Origin of the sequence: Pseudomonas taetrolens (assembly GCF_900475285.1) — a bacterium.
In the GTDB taxonomy this organism is placed as follows: domain Bacteria; phylum Pseudomonadota; class Gammaproteobacteria; order Pseudomonadales; family Pseudomonadaceae; genus Aquipseudomonas; species Aquipseudomonas taetrolens.
Window position 1 is genome coordinate 510,001 of the sequence record NZ_LS483370.1, and the last position, 18,394, is coordinate 528,394.

The 18,394-nt window shown below is 53.6% G+C and carries 14 protein-coding genes, 4 tRNA genes and 2 rRNA genes (1 of these 20 cut by a window edge); all 20 read left to right on the forward strand.

The annotated features are described in order from the left end of the window. Positions 1-1,940 (forward strand): 23S ribosomal RNA (locus DQN55_RS02450); it begins 952 nt to the left of the window's first position. A 157-nt stretch (positions 1,941-2,097) separates the two neighbouring features. Next, positions 2,098-2,213 (forward strand): 5S ribosomal RNA (rrf, locus tag DQN55_RS02455). A gap of 196 nt (positions 2,214-2,409) precedes the next feature. Continuing rightward, positions 2,410-3,357 carry a bifunctional biotin--[acetyl-CoA-carboxylase] ligase/biotin operon repressor BirA gene (gene birA, locus DQN55_RS02460; RefSeq protein WP_048378436.1) on the forward strand — a complete coding sequence of 316 codons (948 nt, stop codon included), beginning with the start codon at positions 2,410-2,412 and terminating at the stop codon, positions 3,355-3,357. Continuing rightward, complete coding sequence (locus DQN55_RS02465; RefSeq protein WP_048378435.1) at positions 3,347-4,090, forward strand: pantothenate kinase; 744 nt, start codon at positions 3,347-3,349, stop codon at positions 4,088-4,090. The genes birA and DQN55_RS02465 overlap by 11 nt, the downstream gene beginning before the upstream one ends. 7 nt (positions 4,091-4,097) lie before the next feature. After that, positions 4,098-4,571 carry a hypothetical protein gene (locus DQN55_RS02470; RefSeq protein WP_048378434.1) on the forward strand — a complete coding sequence of 158 codons (474 nt, stop codon included), beginning with the start codon at positions 4,098-4,100 and terminating at the stop codon, positions 4,569-4,571. A 110-nt stretch (positions 4,572-4,681) separates the two neighbouring features. Then, positions 4,682-4,766 (forward strand) — tRNA-Tyr (locus DQN55_RS02475). 25 nt (positions 4,767-4,791) lie between these two features. Further along, positions 4,792-4,865, forward strand: a tRNA-Gly gene (locus tag DQN55_RS02480). Between the two features lie 26 nt (positions 4,866-4,891). Then, positions 4,892-4,967: transfer RNA gene (locus DQN55_RS02485), tRNA-Thr, on the forward strand. A 71-nt stretch (positions 4,968-5,038) separates the two neighbouring features. Beyond that, positions 5,039-5,221, forward strand: coding sequence for a hypothetical protein (locus tag DQN55_RS02490; protein WP_074702839.1), 183 nt, complete (start codon positions 5,039-5,041; stop codon positions 5,219-5,221). Next, positions 5,212-5,287, forward strand: a tRNA-Trp gene (locus DQN55_RS02495). Before DQN55_RS02490 ends, DQN55_RS02495 begins: the two co-directional genes overlap by 10 nt. A gap of 45 nt (positions 5,288-5,332) precedes the next feature. Further along, positions 5,333-5,701, forward strand: a complete 369-nt coding sequence (secE, locus tag DQN55_RS02500) for a preprotein translocase subunit SecE (RefSeq protein ID WP_003444399.1) — start codon at positions 5,333-5,335, stop codon at positions 5,699-5,701. Positions 5,702-5,710: 9 nt separating this feature from the next. Beyond that, the gene (gene nusG, locus DQN55_RS02505; protein ID WP_026014126.1) at positions 5,711-6,244 is read left to right on the forward strand and encodes a transcription termination/antitermination protein NusG; all 534 of its coding nucleotides are present in this window, start codon (positions 5,711-5,713) and stop codon (positions 6,242-6,244) included. Between the two features lie 116 nt (positions 6,245-6,360). Beyond that, positions 6,361-6,792, forward strand: a complete 432-nt coding sequence (gene rplK, locus DQN55_RS02510; RefSeq protein ID WP_048378433.1) for a 50S ribosomal protein L11 — start codon at positions 6,361-6,363, stop codon at positions 6,790-6,792. Continuing rightward, entirely contained in the window at positions 6,792-7,487 is a 696-nt protein-coding gene (gene rplA / locus DQN55_RS02515; RefSeq protein ID WP_003444394.1) for a 50S ribosomal protein L1, read from the forward strand. The genes rplK and rplA overlap by 1 nt, the downstream gene beginning before the upstream one ends. Before the next feature lie 195 nt (positions 7,488-7,682). Further along, positions 7,683-8,183 carry a 50S ribosomal protein L10 gene (rplJ, locus tag DQN55_RS02520; protein WP_048378432.1) on the forward strand — a complete coding sequence of 167 codons (501 nt, stop codon included), beginning with the start codon at positions 7,683-7,685 and terminating at the stop codon, positions 8,181-8,183. An 80-nt stretch (positions 8,184-8,263) separates the two neighbouring features. Continuing rightward, a complete protein-coding gene (gene rplL / locus DQN55_RS02525) occupies positions 8,264-8,629 on the forward strand; it encodes a 50S ribosomal protein L7/L12 (RefSeq protein WP_048378431.1) in 366 nt (121 codons plus the stop codon). Positions 8,630-8,849: 220 nt separating this feature from the next. Further along, entirely contained in the window at positions 8,850-12,923 is a 4,074-nt protein-coding gene (gene rpoB, locus DQN55_RS02530) for a DNA-directed RNA polymerase subunit beta (RefSeq protein ID WP_048378430.1), read from the forward strand. A 64-nt stretch (positions 12,924-12,987) separates the two neighbouring features. After that, entirely contained in the window at positions 12,988-17,187 is a 4,200-nt protein-coding gene (rpoC, locus tag DQN55_RS02535) for a DNA-directed RNA polymerase subunit beta' (protein ID WP_048378429.1), read from the forward strand. A 215-nt stretch (positions 17,188-17,402) separates the two neighbouring features. Next, a complete protein-coding gene (rpsL, locus tag DQN55_RS02540; protein ID WP_002555494.1) occupies positions 17,403-17,774 on the forward strand; it encodes a 30S ribosomal protein S12 in 372 nt (123 codons plus the stop codon). Between the two features lie 123 nt (positions 17,775-17,897). Next, positions 17,898-18,368 (forward strand): 30S ribosomal protein S7, encoded by a 471-nt coding sequence (gene rpsG / locus DQN55_RS02545; RefSeq protein ID WP_048378428.1) that lies wholly within the window; start codon positions 17,898-17,900, stop codon positions 18,366-18,368. The last annotated feature ends 26 nt before the right edge of the window (positions 18,369-18,394 follow it).

An 18,394-nucleotide genomic window follows, 5' to 3' on the forward strand; every position in this document is an offset into this window, starting at 1 on the left:
GTCCGTCGTGAAAAGGGAAACAACCCAGACCGTCAGCTAAGGTCCCAAAGTTATGGTTAAGTGGGAAACGATGTGGGAAGGCTTAGACAGCTAGGAGGTTGGCTTAGAAGCAGCCACCCTTTAAAGAAAGCGTAATAGCTCACTAGTCGAGTCGGCCTGCGCGGAAGATTTAACGGGGCTCAAACCATACACCGAAGCTACGGGTATCACTTAGGTGATGCGGTAGAGGAGCGTTCTGTAAGCCTGTGAAGGTGAGTTGAGAAGCTTGCTGGAGGTATCAGAAGTGCGAATGCTGACATGAGTAACGATAATGGGTGTGAAAAACACCCACGCCGAAAGACCAAGGTTTCCTGCGCAACGTTAATCGACGCAGGGTTAGTCGGTCCCTAAGGCGAGGCTGAAAAGCGTAGTCGATGGAAAACAGGTTAATATTCCTGTACTTCTGGTTATTGCGATGGAGGGACGGAGAAGGCTAGGCCAGCTTGGCGTTGGTTGTCCAAGTTTAAGGTGGTAGGCTGGAATCTTAGGTAAATCCGGGATTCTAAGGCCGAGAGCTGATGACGAGTGTTCTTTTAGAACACGAAGTGGTTGATGCCATGCTTCCAAGAAAAGCTTCTAAGCTTCAGGTAACCAGGAACCGTACCCCAAACCGACACAGGTGGTTGGGTAGAGAATACCAAGGCGCTTGAGAGAACTCGGGTGAAGGAACTAGGCAAAATGGCACCGTAACTTCGGGAGAAGGTGCGCCGGTGAGGGTGAAGCATTTACTGCGTAAGCCCACGCCGGTCGAAGATACCAGGCCGCTGCGACTGTTTATTAAAAACACAGCACTCTGCAAACACGAAAGTGGACGTATAGGGTGTGACGCCTGCCCGGTGCCGGAAGGTTAATTGATGGGGTTAGCTAACGCGAAGCTCTTGATCGAAGCCCCGGTAAACGGCGGCCGTAACTATAACGGTCCTAAGGTAGCGAAATTCCTTGTCGGGTAAGTTCCGACCTGCACGAATGGCGTAACGATGGCGGCGCTGTCTCCACCCGAGACTCAGTGAAATTGAAATCGCTGTGAAGATGCAGTGTATCCGCGGCTAGACGGAAAGACCCCGTGAACCTTTACTATAGCTTTGCACTGGACTTTGAATTTGCTTGTGTAGGATAGGTGGGAGGCTTTGAAGCGTGGACGCCAGTCTGCGTGGAGCCAACCTTGAAATACCACCCTGGCAACTTTGAGGTTCTAACTCAGGTCCGTTATCCGGATCGAGGACAGTGTATGGTGGGTAGTTTGACTGGGGCGGTCTCCTCCTAAAGAGTAACGGAGGAGTACGAAGGTGCGCTCAGACCGGTCGGAAATCGGTCGTAGAGTATAAAGGCAAAAGCGCGCTTGACTGCGAGACAGACACGTCGAGCAGGTACGAAAGTAGGTCTTAGTGATCCGGTGGTTCTGTATGGAAGGGCCATCGCTCAACGGATAAAAGGTACTCCGGGGATAACAGGCTGATACCGCCCAAGAGTTCATATCGACGGCGGTGTTTGGCACCTCGATGTCGGCTCATCACATCCTGGGGCTGAAGCCGGTCCCAAGGGTATGGCTGTTCGCCATTTAAAGTGGTACGCGAGCTGGGTTTAGAACGTCGTGAGACAGTTCGGTCCCTATCTGCCGTGGACGTTTGAGATTTGAGAGGGGCTGCTCCTAGTACGAGAGGACCGGAGTGGACGAACCTCTGGTGTTCCGGTTGTCACGCCAGTGGCATTGCCGGGTAGCTATGTTCGGGAAAGATAACCGCTGAAAGCATCTAAGCGGGAAACTTGCCTCAAGATGAGATCTCACTGGAACCTTGAGTTCCCTAAAGGGCCGTCGAAGACTACGACGTTGATAGGTTGGGTGTGTAAGCGCTGTGAGGCGTTGAGCTAACCAATACTAATTGCCCGTGAGGCTTGACCATATAACACCCAAGCAATTTGCTGACTCGAAAGAGCACCAGATTGCGGTGTGTGAAGACGATACAAACCGAAAGTTTGCAATTCACAAAACACCGACTCTATTACATACCCATTCGCTGGAGCGTGAACCGAAAGGTAAACGACCTGGCTACCGAATTTCTTGACGACCATAGAGCATTGGAACCACCTGATCCCATCCCGAACTCAGCAGTGAAACGATGCATCGCCGATGGTAGTGTGGGGTTTCCCCATGTGAGAGTAGGTCATCGTCAAGATTAAATTCCAAACCCCCTGTCTGCTCACGCAGACAGGGGGTTTGTTTTTGTGCCGAGAAAAAATGCGCTCGATGCAGCGATTGCACGAGCAAAATGCTCTTGCGCTTATACTGTGAATGGCAGTGAGGCGTAGCCTTTCTATGCAATGGCGCTGCTCATGGCTATTATGCGTCCCTCATTGTGAGGCGATACGTGCATGCTGACGTTGTTGAAACTCCTTAAAGACGGTCGATTCCATTCCGGGCAAGCGCTGGGAGCTGCGCTAGGCATTAGTCGCAGTGCTGTGTGGAAGCAGCTTCAGAACTTGGAGTCAGATCTGAACTTGTCGATTCATAAAGTTCGTGGTCGTGGTTATCAGTTGGCCGCTCCTTTAGAGCTCCTTGAGTTAGATCAGTTGGCCGCTGGCCCTTGGCCCGTTACTGTCCATCACTCCATTGACTCTACAAACGCTGAGGCCTTGCGCTCGATTGAGCGAGGTGTGACGGCGCCCTTCGTAATTGTTGCAGAGAGACAGACTGCTGGCAGAGGGAGAAGGGGGCGCAAGTGGGTAAGTCCGTTTGCTGAGAATATTTACTACAGCCTGGTTCTTCGCATGGACGGCGGTATGCGTCAGCTTGAAGGGCTTAGTCTTGTCGTAGGTCTCGCTGTTTTGAGCGCGCTTAGAGGTCTTGGCATATCGAACGCAGGGCTCAAATGGCCGAATGATGTCCTGGTCGCCAACAAGAAAATTGCCGGTATTTTGCTTGAGCTTGTGGGTGATCCGGCTGACGTATGCCACGTGGTTCTCGGTATTGGAATCAACGTAAATATGAAGTTGGCCAATGAAGTGGATCAGGCATGGACGTCGCTTGCACTAGAGTCGGGGGCAGCGATAAATCGTAATGTACTGGTATCTGCTCTTAACGAAAGCTTGCTCAAGTACCTAGAGCTGCATGAGGCCATGGGCTTCTCGGCTATTCAAGCAGAGTGGGAGCAGAACCACTTATGGCAGGGGTGCGAAGTGTCCTTGATCGCGGGAGTGCACCAGGTTGATGGTACGGTCATCGGTATTGATCAGCAGGGTGCGCTGCGCATGAGCGTTGATGGCGAGGAAAAAGTATTTAGCGGTGGAGAGTTGAGCTTGAGGTTGCGCCATGATTCTTGAAATGGACTGCGGCAATAGCTTTATCAAGTGGCGTGTCCTGGACGGTGCTCTGGCGGTTGCTGGTGGTGTAGTGGACTCTGATGCGGGGCTTATCGCTGCCGTTTTGGCGGTTCCTGCGTTGTGCGTAACACGCTGTCGCTTGGTCAGCGTGCGCAGTGATGAAGAAACCTCGAGCCTGGTCGCGTCCATCGGTGCAGCGTTCGGTGTCGAGGTGTTGTGTGCGAAACCTGCCGAGAGTGTGGCGGGAGTCAGTAATGGGTACGTTGATTTTACGCGCCTGGGTCTTGACCGTTGGTTGGCGCTCATTGGTGGCTTTGAGCTGGCTAGCGGCGCATGCCTGATACTGGATTTTGGTACTGCGATTACGGCAGATTTTGTTGCGTCTGATGGGCGGCATTTAGGGGGGTTCATATGCCCTGGAATGCCCTTGATGCGTGATCAATTGCGTACGCATACCCGGCGAATCAGATATGACAATGTATCTGCGGAGCAGGCACTTCTGGATCGTACGCCAGGGCGCACAACGGTTGAGGCCGTAGAGCGGGGGTGCTTGTTGATGGTGCGAGGGTTTGTATTGACCCAGTTGGAGTTGGCGCGTGAGTACTGGGGGCAAGATTACGAGGTTTTCCTTACGGGAGGAGACGCTATTCTCGTGAGGGATATGGTTCCTGGTGCGCGTTTGGTCCAAGACCTTGTATTTGTCGGCTTGGCTGTTGCTTGTCCTTTTGCCTGAGGTCTTTATGCGCTGGCTGTTTCTGTTGTTGGTTGTACTCAATATTTTCTATTACATCTGGCACCAGCAAGAGGCCCCCCTCAGGGCAAAGGAAGTTATTTCCTTGCCATTGCACAAAGGGGTTCAGCAGGGCATCAGTCTGCTCAGTGAGGCCCGACCCGGCTCATTGGCCGGTGAGGTCCAGGATGGTGAGGCAGGTGCTGAGTGCTTCTATCTTGGAGGGTTCTCCAGTGAAAGCATGATGCGAAACGTTCAGCGCAGGTTGGCGGGCATGGATATTCATGCTGAACCGGTTGAGACGGGTTGGGGTGGCTCGACAGTCTATGCCTTGAGCGTTGCACAGGATGGCAGGGGACGAGAGGCAGATATGGTTTTTCAGGAGCTTGCTAATGAATTCAATGAGTTAAAATACAAAAAAATGCGTTGCCAGGGCTTGCAGCTACCCAATAGTTTGCATAGAATGGCGCCCGCTCCACAGTGAATGCCTGAAAGGTATTTGGGTGTAGAGTTGGTTGAGTTGCTAACTTCTTGAAATTCTTGAAAAAAGCGCTTGACAGAAGGGTGGAATGATGTAGAATTCTGCCTCGCTTAGGAGGGGTTCCCGAGCGGCCAAAGGGATCAGACTGTAAATCTGACGTCTACGACTTCGAAGGTTCGAATCCTTCCCCCTCCACCATATTTAAGTTCGAATAGCAAGATATGCGGGTGTAGTTTAGTGGTAGAACCTCAGCCTTCCAAGCTGATGATGCGGGTTCGATTCCCGCCACCCGCTCCAGTCTTGCTGTTTGCGTAATGTGTTTTGCTCTTGTAGCTCAGTTGGTAGAGCACACCCTTGGTAAGGGTGAGGTCAGCGGTTCAAATCCGCTCAAGAGCTCCATATAACAAGGCAGATATGAGAATATCTGCCTTTGTTTTAACAGGTGTGTAACCTGTCTGGAGTGTTTGCTGGTGGTGCTGATTATGGTGCTGCTGCTCTGGTTGGTTGTTGCAATTGTGGGTAGCCCGCATTCTGCTGCTCACTGCGTCATCAGGCTGTTTTCAGGTGTGGTGGCAAAAGTAATTGCACTGGTTGTTGAAAAGTCTCTCTCGTGCCTGCATAATTGGCGGCTCGATAATGTTTTAGGTCAGTAGCTCAATTGGCAGAGCGACGGTCTCCAAAACCGTAGGTTGGGGGTTCGATTCCCTCCTGACCTGCCAGATTCGCTCATTGCGTCTGGCTTTCTTTTCACAGGATCCTCTTAGATGACTCCCAAGGCTGAAGTTCAAGGCTCTCGCTTCGATCTCCTCAAGTGGCTTGTAGTGGTTGCTCTTGTGGTGGTTGGCGTTGTTGGGAATCAGTATTATTCTGGTTCGCCGATCCTGTATCGTGTCATAGCACTTCTTGTTATAGCTGCTGTTGCTGCCTATGTGGGCTTGCAGACAGCAAAGGGCAAGTCGTTCTCTGTCTTGGTGAAGGAAGCTCGTACTGAGATTCGTAAAGTCGTATGGCCAACTCGCCAAGAAACTACGCAGACTACGTTGATCGTGGTGGCTGTTGTTCTTGTTATGGCGTTGCTGTTGTGGGGTTTAGATTCCCTGCTCGGCTGGCTCGTTTCCTTGATTGTTGGCTAAGGGTGTCCCGTGGCTAAGCGTTGGTACGTAGTGCATGCTTATTCGGGTTACGAAAAGCATGTTATGCGCTCTTTGATTGAGCGTATTAAGCTGGCAGGCATGGAAGATGGCTTCGGCGAAATTCTGGTTCCCACTGAAGAAGTGGTTGAAATGCGTAATGGCCAGAAACGCAAAAGCGAACGCAAGTTCTTCCCTGGCTATGTGCTGGTACAGATGGACATGAGCGAAGGGACTTGGCACTTGGTCAAGGATACCCCTCGCGTAATGGGCTTTATTGGTGGTACTGCCGACAAGCCGGCGCCGATCACTGATAAAGAGGCGGAAGCGATTCTGCGTCGTGTTGCTGATGGTAGCGACAAGCCCAAGCCGAAAACGCTGTTCGAGCCAGGTGAAGTTGTTCGTGTCACCGACGGTCCGTTCGCTGATTTCAATGGCACTGTTGAAGAAGTTAACTACGAAAAGAGCCGTATCCAAGTGGCAGTGCTCATTTTCGGTCGCTCTACTCCGGTAGAGCTAGAGTTTAGCCAGGTCGAAAAGGTCTAGCTGAACACGAATCCCAACCCCATGGCTTCGGCTGTGGGGTTTTGTCGTCACTGGGATAAACGCGCAAGTAACCGGGGAGCCTTTCTAGGCGTTTGAACCCGTAATTGGAGTGCCTCATGGCCAAGAAGATTACCGCTTACATCAAGCTGCAAGTGAAGGCCGCTCAGGCCAACCCAAGCCCACCTGTCGGCCCTGCTCTGGGTCAACATGGTGTGAACATCATGGAGTTCTGCAAAGCTTTCAACGCCCGTACTCAGGGTATTGAGCCAGGCCTGCCGACTCCTGTGATCATCACTGTTTACAGTGACCGCAGCTTCACTTTCGAAACTAAAAGCACCCCTGCAGCAGTACTGCTGAAGAAGGCTGCCGGTTTGACTAGCGGTTCCGCTCGTCCAAACACCGTTAAGGTTGGCACTATTACCCGTGCTCAGCTGGAAGAAATCGCGAAAACCAAAAACGCGGATCTGACTGCAGCTGATATGGATGCAGCCGTGCGTACCATCGCCGGTTCTGCTCGTAGCATGGGCCTTAACGTGGAGGGTGTGTAATGGCTAAGCTGACCAAGCGTCAAAAGGCAATCGCCGGCAAAATTGAAGCTGGCAAGTCTTACAACTTTGTAGACGCTGCTGCTTTGCTGGCTGAGCTGTCCACTGTCAAGTTCAGCGAGTCTTTTGACATCGCCGTTAACCTGGGTGTAGACCCACGTAAATCTGACCAGGTTGTTCGTAGCGCTACTGTGCTGCCACACGGCACTGGCAAGACTGTACGTGTAGCTGTGTTCACCCAGGGTCCAGCTGCTGAAGCTGCTCTGGCTGCCGGCGCTGATCGCGTTGGTATGGACGACCTGGCTGCCGAAATGAAAGGCGGCGATCTGAACTACGACGTCGTTATTGCATCCCCGGACGCAATGCGTGTTGTTGGTCAGTTGGGTCAGATCCTCGGCCCACGTGGCCTGATGCCTAACCCTAAGGTTGGTACCGTAACTCCGGACGTAGCTACTGCAGTCAAGAATGCAAAGGCTGGTCAGGTTCGTTATCGCACTGACAAAAACGGTATCATCCACACTTCCGTTGGCAAGATCGGCTTCGATGCCGTGAAGCTGAAGGAAAACGTTGAAGCCCTGATCGCTGATCTGAAGCGTATCAAGCCAGCTTCTTCGAAAGGTATTTATGTTAAGCGCGTTACCCTGAGCACCACTATGGGCCCAGGCCTGGTCATCGACCAGGGTTCCTTGGACGCGTAAGACAAATTGGCGCGTGTTAATGCGCCAATGAAAGATTGGGGTCCCTGCCTGGCGGGGGCTATCCAAGACCGTAGGCGACGCAAGTCTTAAACCTCAAGCCTACGCAGATGGTGCTCCCGGTTCCTTACCGAATCAGACACCAAAACGACATCCAGCTTCGGCAGGATGAAACGGTAACAAGCAGGAGTTAAACCCGTGGCAATTAAACTCGAAGACAAGAAGGCCATCGTCGCTGAAGTCAACGAGGCTGCCAAAGTTGCCCTGTCCGCTGTTGTGGCTGATGCCCGCGGTGTGACAGTAAGCGCTATGACCGGACTCCGTAAAGAGGCCCGTGAAGCTGGCGTTTACGTACGTGTTGTACGTAACACCCTGCTCAAGCGCGCTGTTGCTGACACTGATTACAGTGTTCTCAACGACGTGTTCACTGGCCCGACCTTGATCGCATTCTCCAACGAACATCCAGGCGCTGCTGCCCGTTTGTTCAAAGAGTTCGCTAAAGGTCAGGATAAGTTCGAGATCAAGGCAGCTGCGTTTGAGGGCAAGTACCTCGCAGCTAATCAGATCGACGTACTGGCAAGTCTGCCGACCCGTGACGAAGCAATTTCTCAGCTGATGAGCGTGATTCAAGGCGCTACCAGCAAATTGGCTCGTACTCTGGCGGCCCTTCGCGACCAGAAAGAAGCTGCTGCAGCCTAAGGCTGAGCTACTCCTTTCAGCGTTTATTGTTTTTTTCGATGGCCGCGTAGGCTGTCACCCCAATACAGGAATTTATAGTCATGTCTCTGACTAACGACCAAATCATCGAAGCAATCGGCGAAAAATCCGTTCTGGAAATCGTTGAGCTGATCAAAGCAATGGAAGAGAAGTTCGGCGTTTCCGCTGCTGCTGCTTCTGCTGGTCCTGCTGCTGCCGCTGCTGTTGTTGAAGAGCAAACTGAATTCAACGTCATGCTGCTGGAAGCTGGCGAGAAGAAAGTTAACGTGATCAAGGCTGTACGTGAACTGACCGGTCTGGGCCTGAAAGAAGCCAAGGCAGTAGTTGACGGCGCTCCAGCTATGGTTCTGGAAGCTGTTGCTAAAGACGCAGCTGACAAAGCCAAGGCTACCTTGGAAGAAGCAGGCGCTAAAGTCGAGCTGAAGTAAGCATCGACCTTGCGTCTCCAGCCCCAGCGTTAAGCTGAAGGCTGATGGCTGGTGGCTCTTGCCACCGGCCTTTTTCCGTTATTGGCTGCCGACTGGGTCGGCGCCTTTAACGTGCTGTAACCACCCTGTGCGGTGGAGCAAACCAAGGGGTTTGCACGATTTTCTGGCTGCTCCCGTCGGGAGAGGCCAAACAAGCAGGTGACCAAGCTGGGGAACGCTGATGGCTTACTCATATACTGAGAAAAAACGTATCCGCAAGGACTTTAGCAAGTTGCCGGACGTCATGGATGTGCCGTATCTCTTGGCAATCCAGCTGGATTCGTATCGTGAATTCTTGCAGGCGGGAGCGACTAAAGATCAGTTCCGCGACGTGGGCCTGCATGCGGCCTTCAAATCCGTTTTCCCGATCATCAGCTACTCCGGCAATGCTGCGCTGGAGTACGTCGGTTATCGCTTGGGCGAGCCGGCATTTGATGTCAAAGAATGCGTGTTGCGCGGTGTAACTTACGCCGTACCTTTGCGGGTAAAAGTTCGTTTGATCATTTTCGACAAAGAATCGTCGAACAAAGCGATCAAGGACATCAAAGAGCAAGAAGTCTACATGGGTGAAATCCCCCTGATGACTGAAAACGGTACCTTCGTAATCAACGGTACCGAGCGTGTAATCGTTTCCCAGCTGCACCGTTCCCCGGGCGTGTTCTTTGACCACGACCGCGGCAAGACGCACAGCTCCGGTAAGCTGCTTTATTCCGCGCGTATCATTCCGTACCGTGGTTCGTGGTTGGACTTTGAGTTCGATCCAAAGGACTGCGTATTCGTTCGTATCGACCGTCGTCGCAAGCTGCCTGCATCGGTATTGCTGCGTGCGCTGGGTTATACGACTGAGCAAGTGCTTGACGCGTTCTACACTACCAACGTATTCCACGTTCAAGGTGAGAGCATCAGCCTGGAGCTGGTACCTCAGCGCCTGCGCGGTGAAATCGCGGTCATCGATATTACCGATGACAAAGGCAAGGTGATTGTCGAGCAGGGTCGTCGTATTACGGCTCGCCACATCAACCAGCTGGAAAAAGCCGGTATCAAAGCGCTCGTTATGCCTCTGGACTATGTCCTGGGTCGCACAACGGCCAAGGCTATCGTGCACCCGGCTACTGGCGAAATCATTGCAGAGTGCAACACCGAGCTGACAACCGAGATCCTGGCAAAAGTTGCCAAGAGCCAGGTTGTTCGCATCGAAACGTTGTACACCAACGATATCGACTGCGGTCCGTTCGTCTCCGACACCTTGAAGATCGACTCCACCAGCAACCAATTGGAAGCGCTGGTCGAGATCTATCGCATGATGCGTCCAGGCGAGCCGCCAACCAAGGATGCTGCCGAAACCCTGTTCAATAACCTGTTCTTCAGTCCTGAGCGTTATGACCTGTCTGCGGTCGGCCGGATGAAGTTCAACCGTCGTATCGGTCGTACCGAGATCGAAGGTTCGGGCGTATTGTGCAAGGAAGACATCGTCGCGGTACTGAAGACTCTGGTCGACATCCGTAACGGTAAAGGCATCGTCGATGACATCGACCACCTGGGTAACCGTCGTGTTCGCTGCGTAGGCGAAATGGCTGAAAACCAGTTCCGCGTTGGCCTGGTACGTGTTGAGCGTGCGGTCAAAGAGCGTCTGTCGATGGCTGAAAGCGAAGGCCTGATGCCGCAAGACCTTATCAATGCCAAGCCAGTGGCTGCGGCAGTGAAAGAGTTCTTCGGCTCCAGCCAGCTGTCCCAGTTCATGGACCAGAACAACCCGCTGTCCGAGATCACCCACAAGCGCCGTGTTTCGGCACTGGGCCCGGGCGGTTTGACGCGTGAGCGTGCAGGCTTTGAAGTTCGAGACGTACACCCGACTCACTATGGTCGTGTATGTCCGATTGAAACGCCGGAAGGTCCGAACATCGGTCTGATCAACTCCTTGGCGGCTTATGCGCGCACCAACCAGTACGGCTTCCTTGAGAGCCCGTATCGTGTGGTGAAAGACGCACTGGTTACCGACGAGATCGTGTTCCTGTCTGCCATCGAAGAGGCCGATCACGTGATCGCTCAGGCTTCGGCCACGATGAATGACAAGAAAGTCCTGATCGACGAGCTGGTAGCTGTTCGTCACTTGAACGAATTCACCGTTAAGGCGCCGGAAGACGTCACCTTGATGGACGTTTCGCCGAAGCAGGTTGTTTCGGTTGCTGCGTCGTTGATTCCGTTCCTCGAGCACGATGACGCCAACCGTGCGTTGATGGGTTCGAACATGCAGCGTCAAGCTGTACCGACATTGCGCGCTGACAAGCCGCTGGTAGGTACTGGCATGGAGCGTAACGTTGCTCGTGACTCCGGCGTTTGCGTCGTGGCTCGTCGTGGCGGTGTTATCGACTCTGTTGATGCTAGCCGTATCGTGGTTCGTGTTGCTGATGATGAAGTTGAGACTGGCGAAGCCGGTGTTGATATCTACAACCTGACCAAATACACGCGCTCCAACCAGAACACCTGCATCAACCAGCGTCCGCTGGTTCGCAAGGGTGATCGGGTACAACGTAGCGACATCATGGCCGATGGTCCGTCCACCGACATGGGTGAACTGGCGCTGGGTCAGAACATGCGCATCGCGTTCATGGCCTGGAACGGTTACAACTTCGAAGACTCCATCTGCTTGTCGGAACGAGTTGTACAAGAAGATCGCTTCACCACGATCCACATTCAGGAACTGACCTGTGTGGCTCGTGATACCAAGCTTGGGCCTGAAGAGATCACTGCAGACATCCCTAACGTGGGTGAAGCTGCGCTGAACAAGCTGGACGAAGCCGGTATCGTTTACGTGGGGGCTGAAGTTGGCGCCGGCGACATTCTGGTAGGTAAGGTCACTCCGAAAGGTGAGACCCAGCTGACGCCGGAAGAGAAGCTGTTGCGTGCAATCTTCGGTGAAAAAGCCAGCGACGTTAAAGACACTTCCCTGCGTGTGCCAACCGGTACCAAGGGTACTGTCATTGACGTACAGGTCTTCACTCGTGACGGCGTTGAGCGTGATGCTCGTGCCTTGTCGATCGAGAAGACCCAGCTGGACGAGATCCGCAAGGACCTGAACGAAGAGTTCCGTATTGTTGAAGGCGCTACCTTTGAACGTCTGCGCTCTGCTCTGGTTGGCCGTGTGGCCGAGGGCGGTGCCGGTCTGAAGAAAGGTCAGGAAATCACCAACGAAGTCCTGGACGGTCTTGAGCATGGTCAGTGGTTCAAACTGCGCATGGCTGAAGATGCTCTGAACGAGCAGCTTGAAAAAGCTCAGGCCTACATCATCGATCGCCGTCGTCTTCTGGATGACAAGTTCGAAGACAAGAAGCGCAAACTGCAGCAGGGCGATGACCTGGCTCCAGGCGTGCTGAAAATCGTCAAGGTTTACCTGGCAATCCGTCGTCGCATCCAGCCGGGTGACAAGATGGCCGGTCGTCACGGTAACAAAGGTGTGGTCTCCGTGATCATGCCGGTTGAAGACATGCCGTACGATGCCAATGGCACGCCGGTCGATGTTGTCCTCAACCCGTTGGGCGTACCTTCGCGTATGAACGTTGGTCAGATTCTCGAGACTCACCTTGGCCTTGCGGCTAAAGGTCTGGGCGAGAAGATCAACCTCATGATTGAAGAACAGCGCAAGGTTGCTGACCTGCGCAAGTTCCTGCATGAGATCTACAACGAAATTGGCGGTCGTCAAGAAAGCCTGGATGACTTCTCCGATCAGGAAATCCTGGATCTGGCGAAGAACCTTCGCGGCGGTGTACCGATGGCTACTCCGGTGTTCGACGGTGCCAAGGAAAGCGAAATCAAGGCAATGCTTCGTTTGGCAGATTTGCCAGACAGCGGCCAGATGGTGCTGACCGATGGTCGTACCGGCAACAAGTTCGAGCGTCCGGTTACCGTTGGCTACATGTACATGCTGAAGCTGAACCACTTGGTGGACGACAAGATGCACGCTCGTTCTACCGGTTCTTACAGCCTGGTTACCCAGCAGCCGCTGGGTGGTAAGGCACAGTTCGGTGGTCAGCGTTTCGGGGAGATGGAGGTCTGGGCGCTGGAAGCCTACGGCGCGGCATACACTCTGCAAGAAATGCTCACAGTGAAGTCGGACGATGTGAACGGTCGTACCAAGATGTACAAAAACATCGTGGACGGCGATCACCGTATGGAGCCGGGCATGCCCGAGTCCTTCAACGTGTTGATCAAAGAAATTCGTTCCCTCGGCATCGATATCGATCTGGAAACCGAATAACACGTGACGCGAATCGAGAGCGGGGCTGTATTGCCCGCTCTCTGCTCCGCCAGGAGGAAAGGCCTTGAAAGACCTACTGAATTTGCTGAAAAACCAGGGTCAAGTCGAAGAGTTCGACGCCATCCGTATTGGACTGGCATCGCCTGAGATGATCCGTTCGTGGTCGTTCGGTGAAGTTAAAAAGCCGGAAACCATCAACTACCGTACGTTCAAGCCTGAGCGTGACGGCCTGTTCTGCGCCAAAATCTTTGGCCCGGTAAAGGATTACGAGTGCCTGTGCGGTAAGTACAAGCGCTTGAAGCACCGTGGTGTGATCTGTGAGAAGTGTGGCGTTGAAGTCGCACTGGCCAAGGTCCGTCGCGAGCGCATGGCTCACATTGAACTGGCTTCGCCAGTTGCTCACATCTGGTTCCTGAAATCGCTGCCGTCCCGTATCGGCTTGCTGATGGACATGACCCTGCGTGATATCGAACGCGTTCTCTACTTCGAGAGCTATGTCGTTATCGATCCAGGCATGACCACCCTTGAAAAAGGTCAGCTGCTGAACGACGAACAGTATTTTGAAGCGCTGGAAGAGTTCGGCGACGACTTTGATGCCCGTATGGGTGCTGAAGCTGTTCGCGAGCTGTTGCACGCTATCGATCTGGAGCACGAGATTGGCCGTCTGCGCGAAGAAATTCCGCAAACCAACTCCGAAACCAAAATCAAGAAGCTGTCCAAGCGCTTGAAGTTGATGGAAGCCTTTTTGGGTTCCGGCAACCTTCCTGAGTGGATGGTGTTGACCGTTCTGCCGGTTCTGCCGCCAGATCTGCGTCCATTGGTTCCGTTGGATGGCGGTCGTTTCGCGACTTCCGACCTCAACGATCTGTATCGTCGAGTGATCAACCGTAACAACCGTTTGAAGCGCCTGCTTGATCTGTCCGCTCCGGACATCATCGTGCGCAACGAAAAGCGTATGTTGCAGGAAGCGGTCGATGCACTGCTCGACAACGGTCGTCGTGGTCGTGCCATCACCGGTTCGAACAAGCGTCCTTTGAAATCCCTGGCTGACATGATCAAGGGTAAGCAAGGTCGTTTCCGTCAGAACTTGCTCGGTAAGCGTGTTGACTACTCGGGTCGTTCGGTAATTACCGTAGGTCCGACCCTGCGTCTGCACCAGTGCGGTCTGCCGAAGAAAATGGCTCTTGAGCTGTTCAAGCCATTCATTTTCGGCAAGCTGGAAATGCGCGGTCTTGCGACCACGATCAAAGCGGCCAAGAAAATGGTCGAGCGCGAACTGCCAGAGGTTTGGGACGTTCTTGCTGAAGTCATTCGCGAACACCCGGTCCTCCTCAACCGTGCACCGACCCTTCACCGTCTGGGTATCCAGGCGTTTGAACCAGTACTGATCGAAGGTAAGGCTATCCAGCTGCACCCATTGGTCTGTGCTGCGTACAACGCCGACTTCGACGGCGACCAAATGGCCGTGCACGTACCGCTGACGCTGGAAGCCCAGCTGGAAGCGCGTGCGTTGATGATGTCGACCAACAACATTCTGTCGCCAGCGAACGGTGAGCCAATCATCGTTCCATCGCAGGACGTTGTATTGGGTCTGTACTACATGACGCGTGAAGCGATCAACGCCAAAGGCGAAGGTCGTGTATTCGCGGATCTGCAAGAAGTTGACCGTGTGTTCCGTGCTGGCGAAGCCGCACTGCATGCCAAGGTTAAAGTGCGGATCAACGAAACCGTCAATGACCGTGATGGCGGCAGCGTGAGCAACACTCGTATCGTCGACACTACAGTCGGTCGTGCGCTGTTGTTCCAGGTTGTGCCAAAAGGTCTGTCGTTCGATGTCGTCAACCTGCCGATGAAGAAAAAGGCGATCTCCAAGCTGATCAACCAGTGCTACCGCGTGGTTGGTTTGAAAGAGACCGTTATCTTCGCTGACCAGTTGATGTACACCGGTTTCGCCTATTCGACCATTTCCGGCGTTTCCATCGGCGTTAACGACTTCGTTATCCCGGATGAAAAAGCTCGCATCATCAGTGCTGCCACTGATGAAGTGAAAGAGATCGAAAGTCAGTACGCCTCCGGCCTGGTAACCCAGGGCGAGAAGTACAACAAAGTAATCGACCTTTGGTCGAAAGCTAACGACGAAGTCTCCAAGGCAATGATGTCGAACCTCTCGAAAGAGAAGGTTATTGACCGTCACGGCAACGAAGTTGACCAAGAGTCGTTCAACTCGATGTACATGATGGCCGACTCCGGCGCACGGGGTTCTGCAGCGCAGATCCGTCAGCTGGCCGGTATGCGTGGTTTGATGGCCAAGCCGGATGGCTCCATCATTGAAACGCCGATTACTGCGAACTTCCGTGAAGGTTTGAGCGTACTTCAGTACTTCATCTCGACTCACGGTGCTCGTAAGGGTCTGGCGGATACCGCCTTGAAAACAGCCAACTCCGGTTACCTGACTCGTCGTCTGGTAGACGTGGCGCAAGACCTGGTTGTGACCGAAGTCGATTGCGGTACCGAACACGGTCTGCTGATGACTCCGCACATTGAAGGTGGCGATGTCGTTGAGCCGCTGGGTGAGCGCGTACTGGGTCGAGTTATCGCCCGTGACGTATTCAAGCCTGGCACCGAAGAAGTTATCGTTCCGGCCGGTACGCTGGTAGACGAGAAGTGGGTTGAGTTCATCGAGCTGAACAGCATCGACGAAGTTATCGTACGCTCGCCAATCAGCTGCGAAACCCGTTTCGGTATCTGTGCCAAGTGCTACGGTCGTGACCTTGCTCGTGGTCACCAGGTGAACATTGGTGAAGCTGTCGGCGTAATTGCTGCTCAGTCCATCGGTGAGCCGGGTACACAGCTGACAATGCGTACGTTCCACATCGGTGGTGCGGCAAGCCGGACCTCTGCTGCTGACAGCGTTCAGGTGAAGAATGGCGGTACTGTCCGTCTGCATAACCTGAAGCACGTTGAGCGCGTAGATGGCTGCCTGGTAGCTGTATCCCGTTCGGGTGAGCTTGCAATCGCCGATGACTACGGTCGTGAGCGTGAGCGCTACAAGCTGCCGTACGGTGCTGTAATTTCGGTTAAGGAAGGTGACAAGGTTGACGCTGGCTCGATCGTAGCCAAGTGGGATCCGCACACCCACCCGATCGTTACCGAAATGAAAGGTACCGTGACCTACGTGGGCATGGAAGAAGGCATCACGATCAAGCGTCAGACAGACGAATTGACCGGTATGACCAACATCGAAGTGCTTGATGCCAAAGACCGTCCAGCAGCCGGCAAGGACATTCGTCCAGCCGTCAAGATGGTCGGTGTGGATGGCAAGGATCTGCTGTTGCCGGGTACTGACGTACCTGCTCAGTACTTCCTGCCGGCTAACGCCTTGGTCGGTGTGGCGGATGGTGCGGAAATTGCGATCGGTGACGTTATCGCTCGTATTCCGCAAGAAACTTCGAAAACTCGAGACATCACCGGTGGTCTGCCACGCGTTGCTGACTTGTTCGAAGCGCGTCGTCCGAAAGAAGCCTCGATTCTGGCTGAAGTCAGCGGCACCATCGCGTTCGGTAAAGAGACCAAGGGCAAGCGCCGTCTGGTCATTACCCCGAACGACGGTACCGATCCGTACGAAGAGCTGATTCCGAAGTGGCGTCACCTGAACGTCTTCGAAGGCGAGCAAGTGAACCGCGGCGAAGTTATCTCCGACGGTCCAAGCGATCCACACGACATCCTGCGTCTGCTGGGTGTGAGTGCGTTGGCCAAGTACATCGTTAACGAGATTCAAGACGTTTATCGTCTGCAAGGCGTAAAAATCAACGATAAGCACATCGAAACGATCCTTCGTCAGATGCTGCGTAAAGTTGAAATTGCCGAGTCGGGTGATTCCAGCTTCATCAAGGGCGACCAGATGGAGTTGACCCAGGTATTGACCGAAAACGAGCGTCTGGGTAACGAGGACAAGTTTGTGTCCAAGTACACTCGCGTTCTGTTAGGTATTACCAAGGCGTCGTTGTCGACTGAGTCGTTCATCTCCGCGGCCTCTTTCCAAGAGACAACTCGCGTATTGACCGAAGCAGCGGTAACCGGCAAGCGCGATTACCTTCGCGGCCTGAAAGAGAACGTAGTCGTGGGTCGTTTGATCCCGGCTGGTACCGGTCTGGCTTATCACAGTGAGCGCAAGCGTCGCCGTGATGCAGACAAGCCGTTGCGCGTAAGCGCCAGTGAAGTGGAAGCTGCACTGACCGAAGCGCTGAACTCAAGCGGTAACTGAGTTCTGCGATAAGTGAGGAAGGGCCCTGGCTGTTCCGTTCATCGATTCGAGGCAATTTGCCCCGGTTCGATTAGCGGGAAGGTCGGGGCCTTGCCTTGACTGGGGACAAGATCCTCTTTAGACTCTTGTACCCCTAAATTTGGCGGGAATTCGTTCCTGCCATTTTGCTTTTCTTGCAAGACAATAGCGTCGCAAGACAACAGTGGAGCTAGTAGATGGCAACTATCAACCAGCTGGTACGTCAGCCGCGTAAGCGTATCGTCGAGAAATCCGACGTACCTGCGCTGCAAAACTGCCCGCAACGTCGTGGTGTATGCACTCGTGTGTATACGACTACGCCGAAAAAACCTAACTCGGCACTGCGTAAAGTATGCCGTGTGCGTCTGACCAACGGTTTCGAGGTTTCCTCGTACATCGGCGGTGAAGGCCACAACCTGCAAGAGCACAGCGTGGTACTGATTCGTGGCGGTCGTGTAAAAGACTTGCCAGGTGTTCGTTATCACACCGTTCGCGGCTCTTTGGATACTTCCGGCGTTAAAGGTCGTAACCAGGGTCGTTCGAAGTACGGTACCAAGAAGCCGAAGTAGTTTTCGGTCGCTTGTAAATAATGCAGATTTCTTTTTTTCTGAGTCGATAAGAGTAAGGTCGGACGTACGCCCTTTGGGGGTAATGGTTCCGAGCTAACCTGAAGACCGTTTGAGGGCTTATCCATGCCAAGAAGACGCGTAGCAGCCAAGCGCGAAGTGCTTGACGATCCAAAATACGGAAGCCAAATCCTGGCCAAGTTCATGAACCACGTGATGGAAAGCGGCAAGAAAGCCGTTGCCGAGCGTATCGTTTATGGCGCGCTGGAGAAGGTTAAAGAACGCAAGAACAGCGATCCCCTGGAACTCTTCGAGAAAGCACTCGACGCCATCGCTCCGCTGGTCGAAGTGAAGTCGCGCCGTGTAGGCGGTGCTACTTACCAGGTTCCGGTCGAAGTTCGTCCATCCCGTCGTAACGCCCTGGCAATGCGCTGGTTGGTAGACTACGCCCGCAAGCGCGGCGAGAAGTCTATGGCTCTGCGCTTGGCTGGTGAACTGTTGGACGCTGCTGAAGGCAAGGGCGCGGCAGTTAAGAAGCGTGAAGACGTGCACCGTATGGCTGAAGCTAACAAGGCTTTCTCGCACTACCGCTTCTAATTTCAGCGCTACTCATTTTGCGAGGG

What these genes read in the sequence shown, in the direction of transcription:
- DQN55_RS02465 (WP_048378435.1), top strand. Translation starts at nt 3,347, where the DNA reads ATGATTCTTGAAATGGACTGCGGCAATAGCTTTATCAAGTGGCGTGTC.
- rpsL (WP_002555494.1), top strand. Translation starts at nt 17,403, where the DNA reads ATGGCAACTATCAACCAGCTGGTACGTCAGCCGCGTAAGCGTATCGTC.
- rpsG (WP_048378428.1), top strand. Translation starts at nt 17,898, where the DNA reads ATGCCAAGAAGACGCGTAGCAGCCAAGCGCGAAGTGCTTGACGATCCA.
- rplK (WP_048378433.1), top strand. Translation starts at nt 6,361, where the DNA reads ATGGCCAAGAAGATTACCGCTTACATCAAGCTGCAAGTGAAGGCCGCT.
- rplA (WP_003444394.1), top strand. Translation starts at nt 6,792, where the DNA reads ATGGCTAAGCTGACCAAGCGTCAAAAGGCAATCGCCGGCAAAATTGAA.
- rpoB (WP_048378430.1), top strand. Translation starts at nt 8,850, where the DNA reads ATGGCTTACTCATATACTGAGAAAAAACGTATCCGCAAGGACTTTAGC.
- DQN55_RS02470 (WP_048378434.1), top strand. Translation starts at nt 4,098, where the DNA reads ATGCGCTGGCTGTTTCTGTTGTTGGTTGTACTCAATATTTTCTATTAC.
- secE (WP_003444399.1), top strand. Translation starts at nt 5,333, where the DNA reads ATGACTCCCAAGGCTGAAGTTCAAGGCTCTCGCTTCGATCTCCTCAAG.
- rplL (WP_048378431.1), top strand. Translation starts at nt 8,264, where the DNA reads ATGTCTCTGACTAACGACCAAATCATCGAAGCAATCGGCGAAAAATCC.
- birA (WP_048378436.1), top strand. Translation starts at nt 2,410, where the DNA reads ATGCTGACGTTGTTGAAACTCCTTAAAGACGGTCGATTCCATTCCGGG.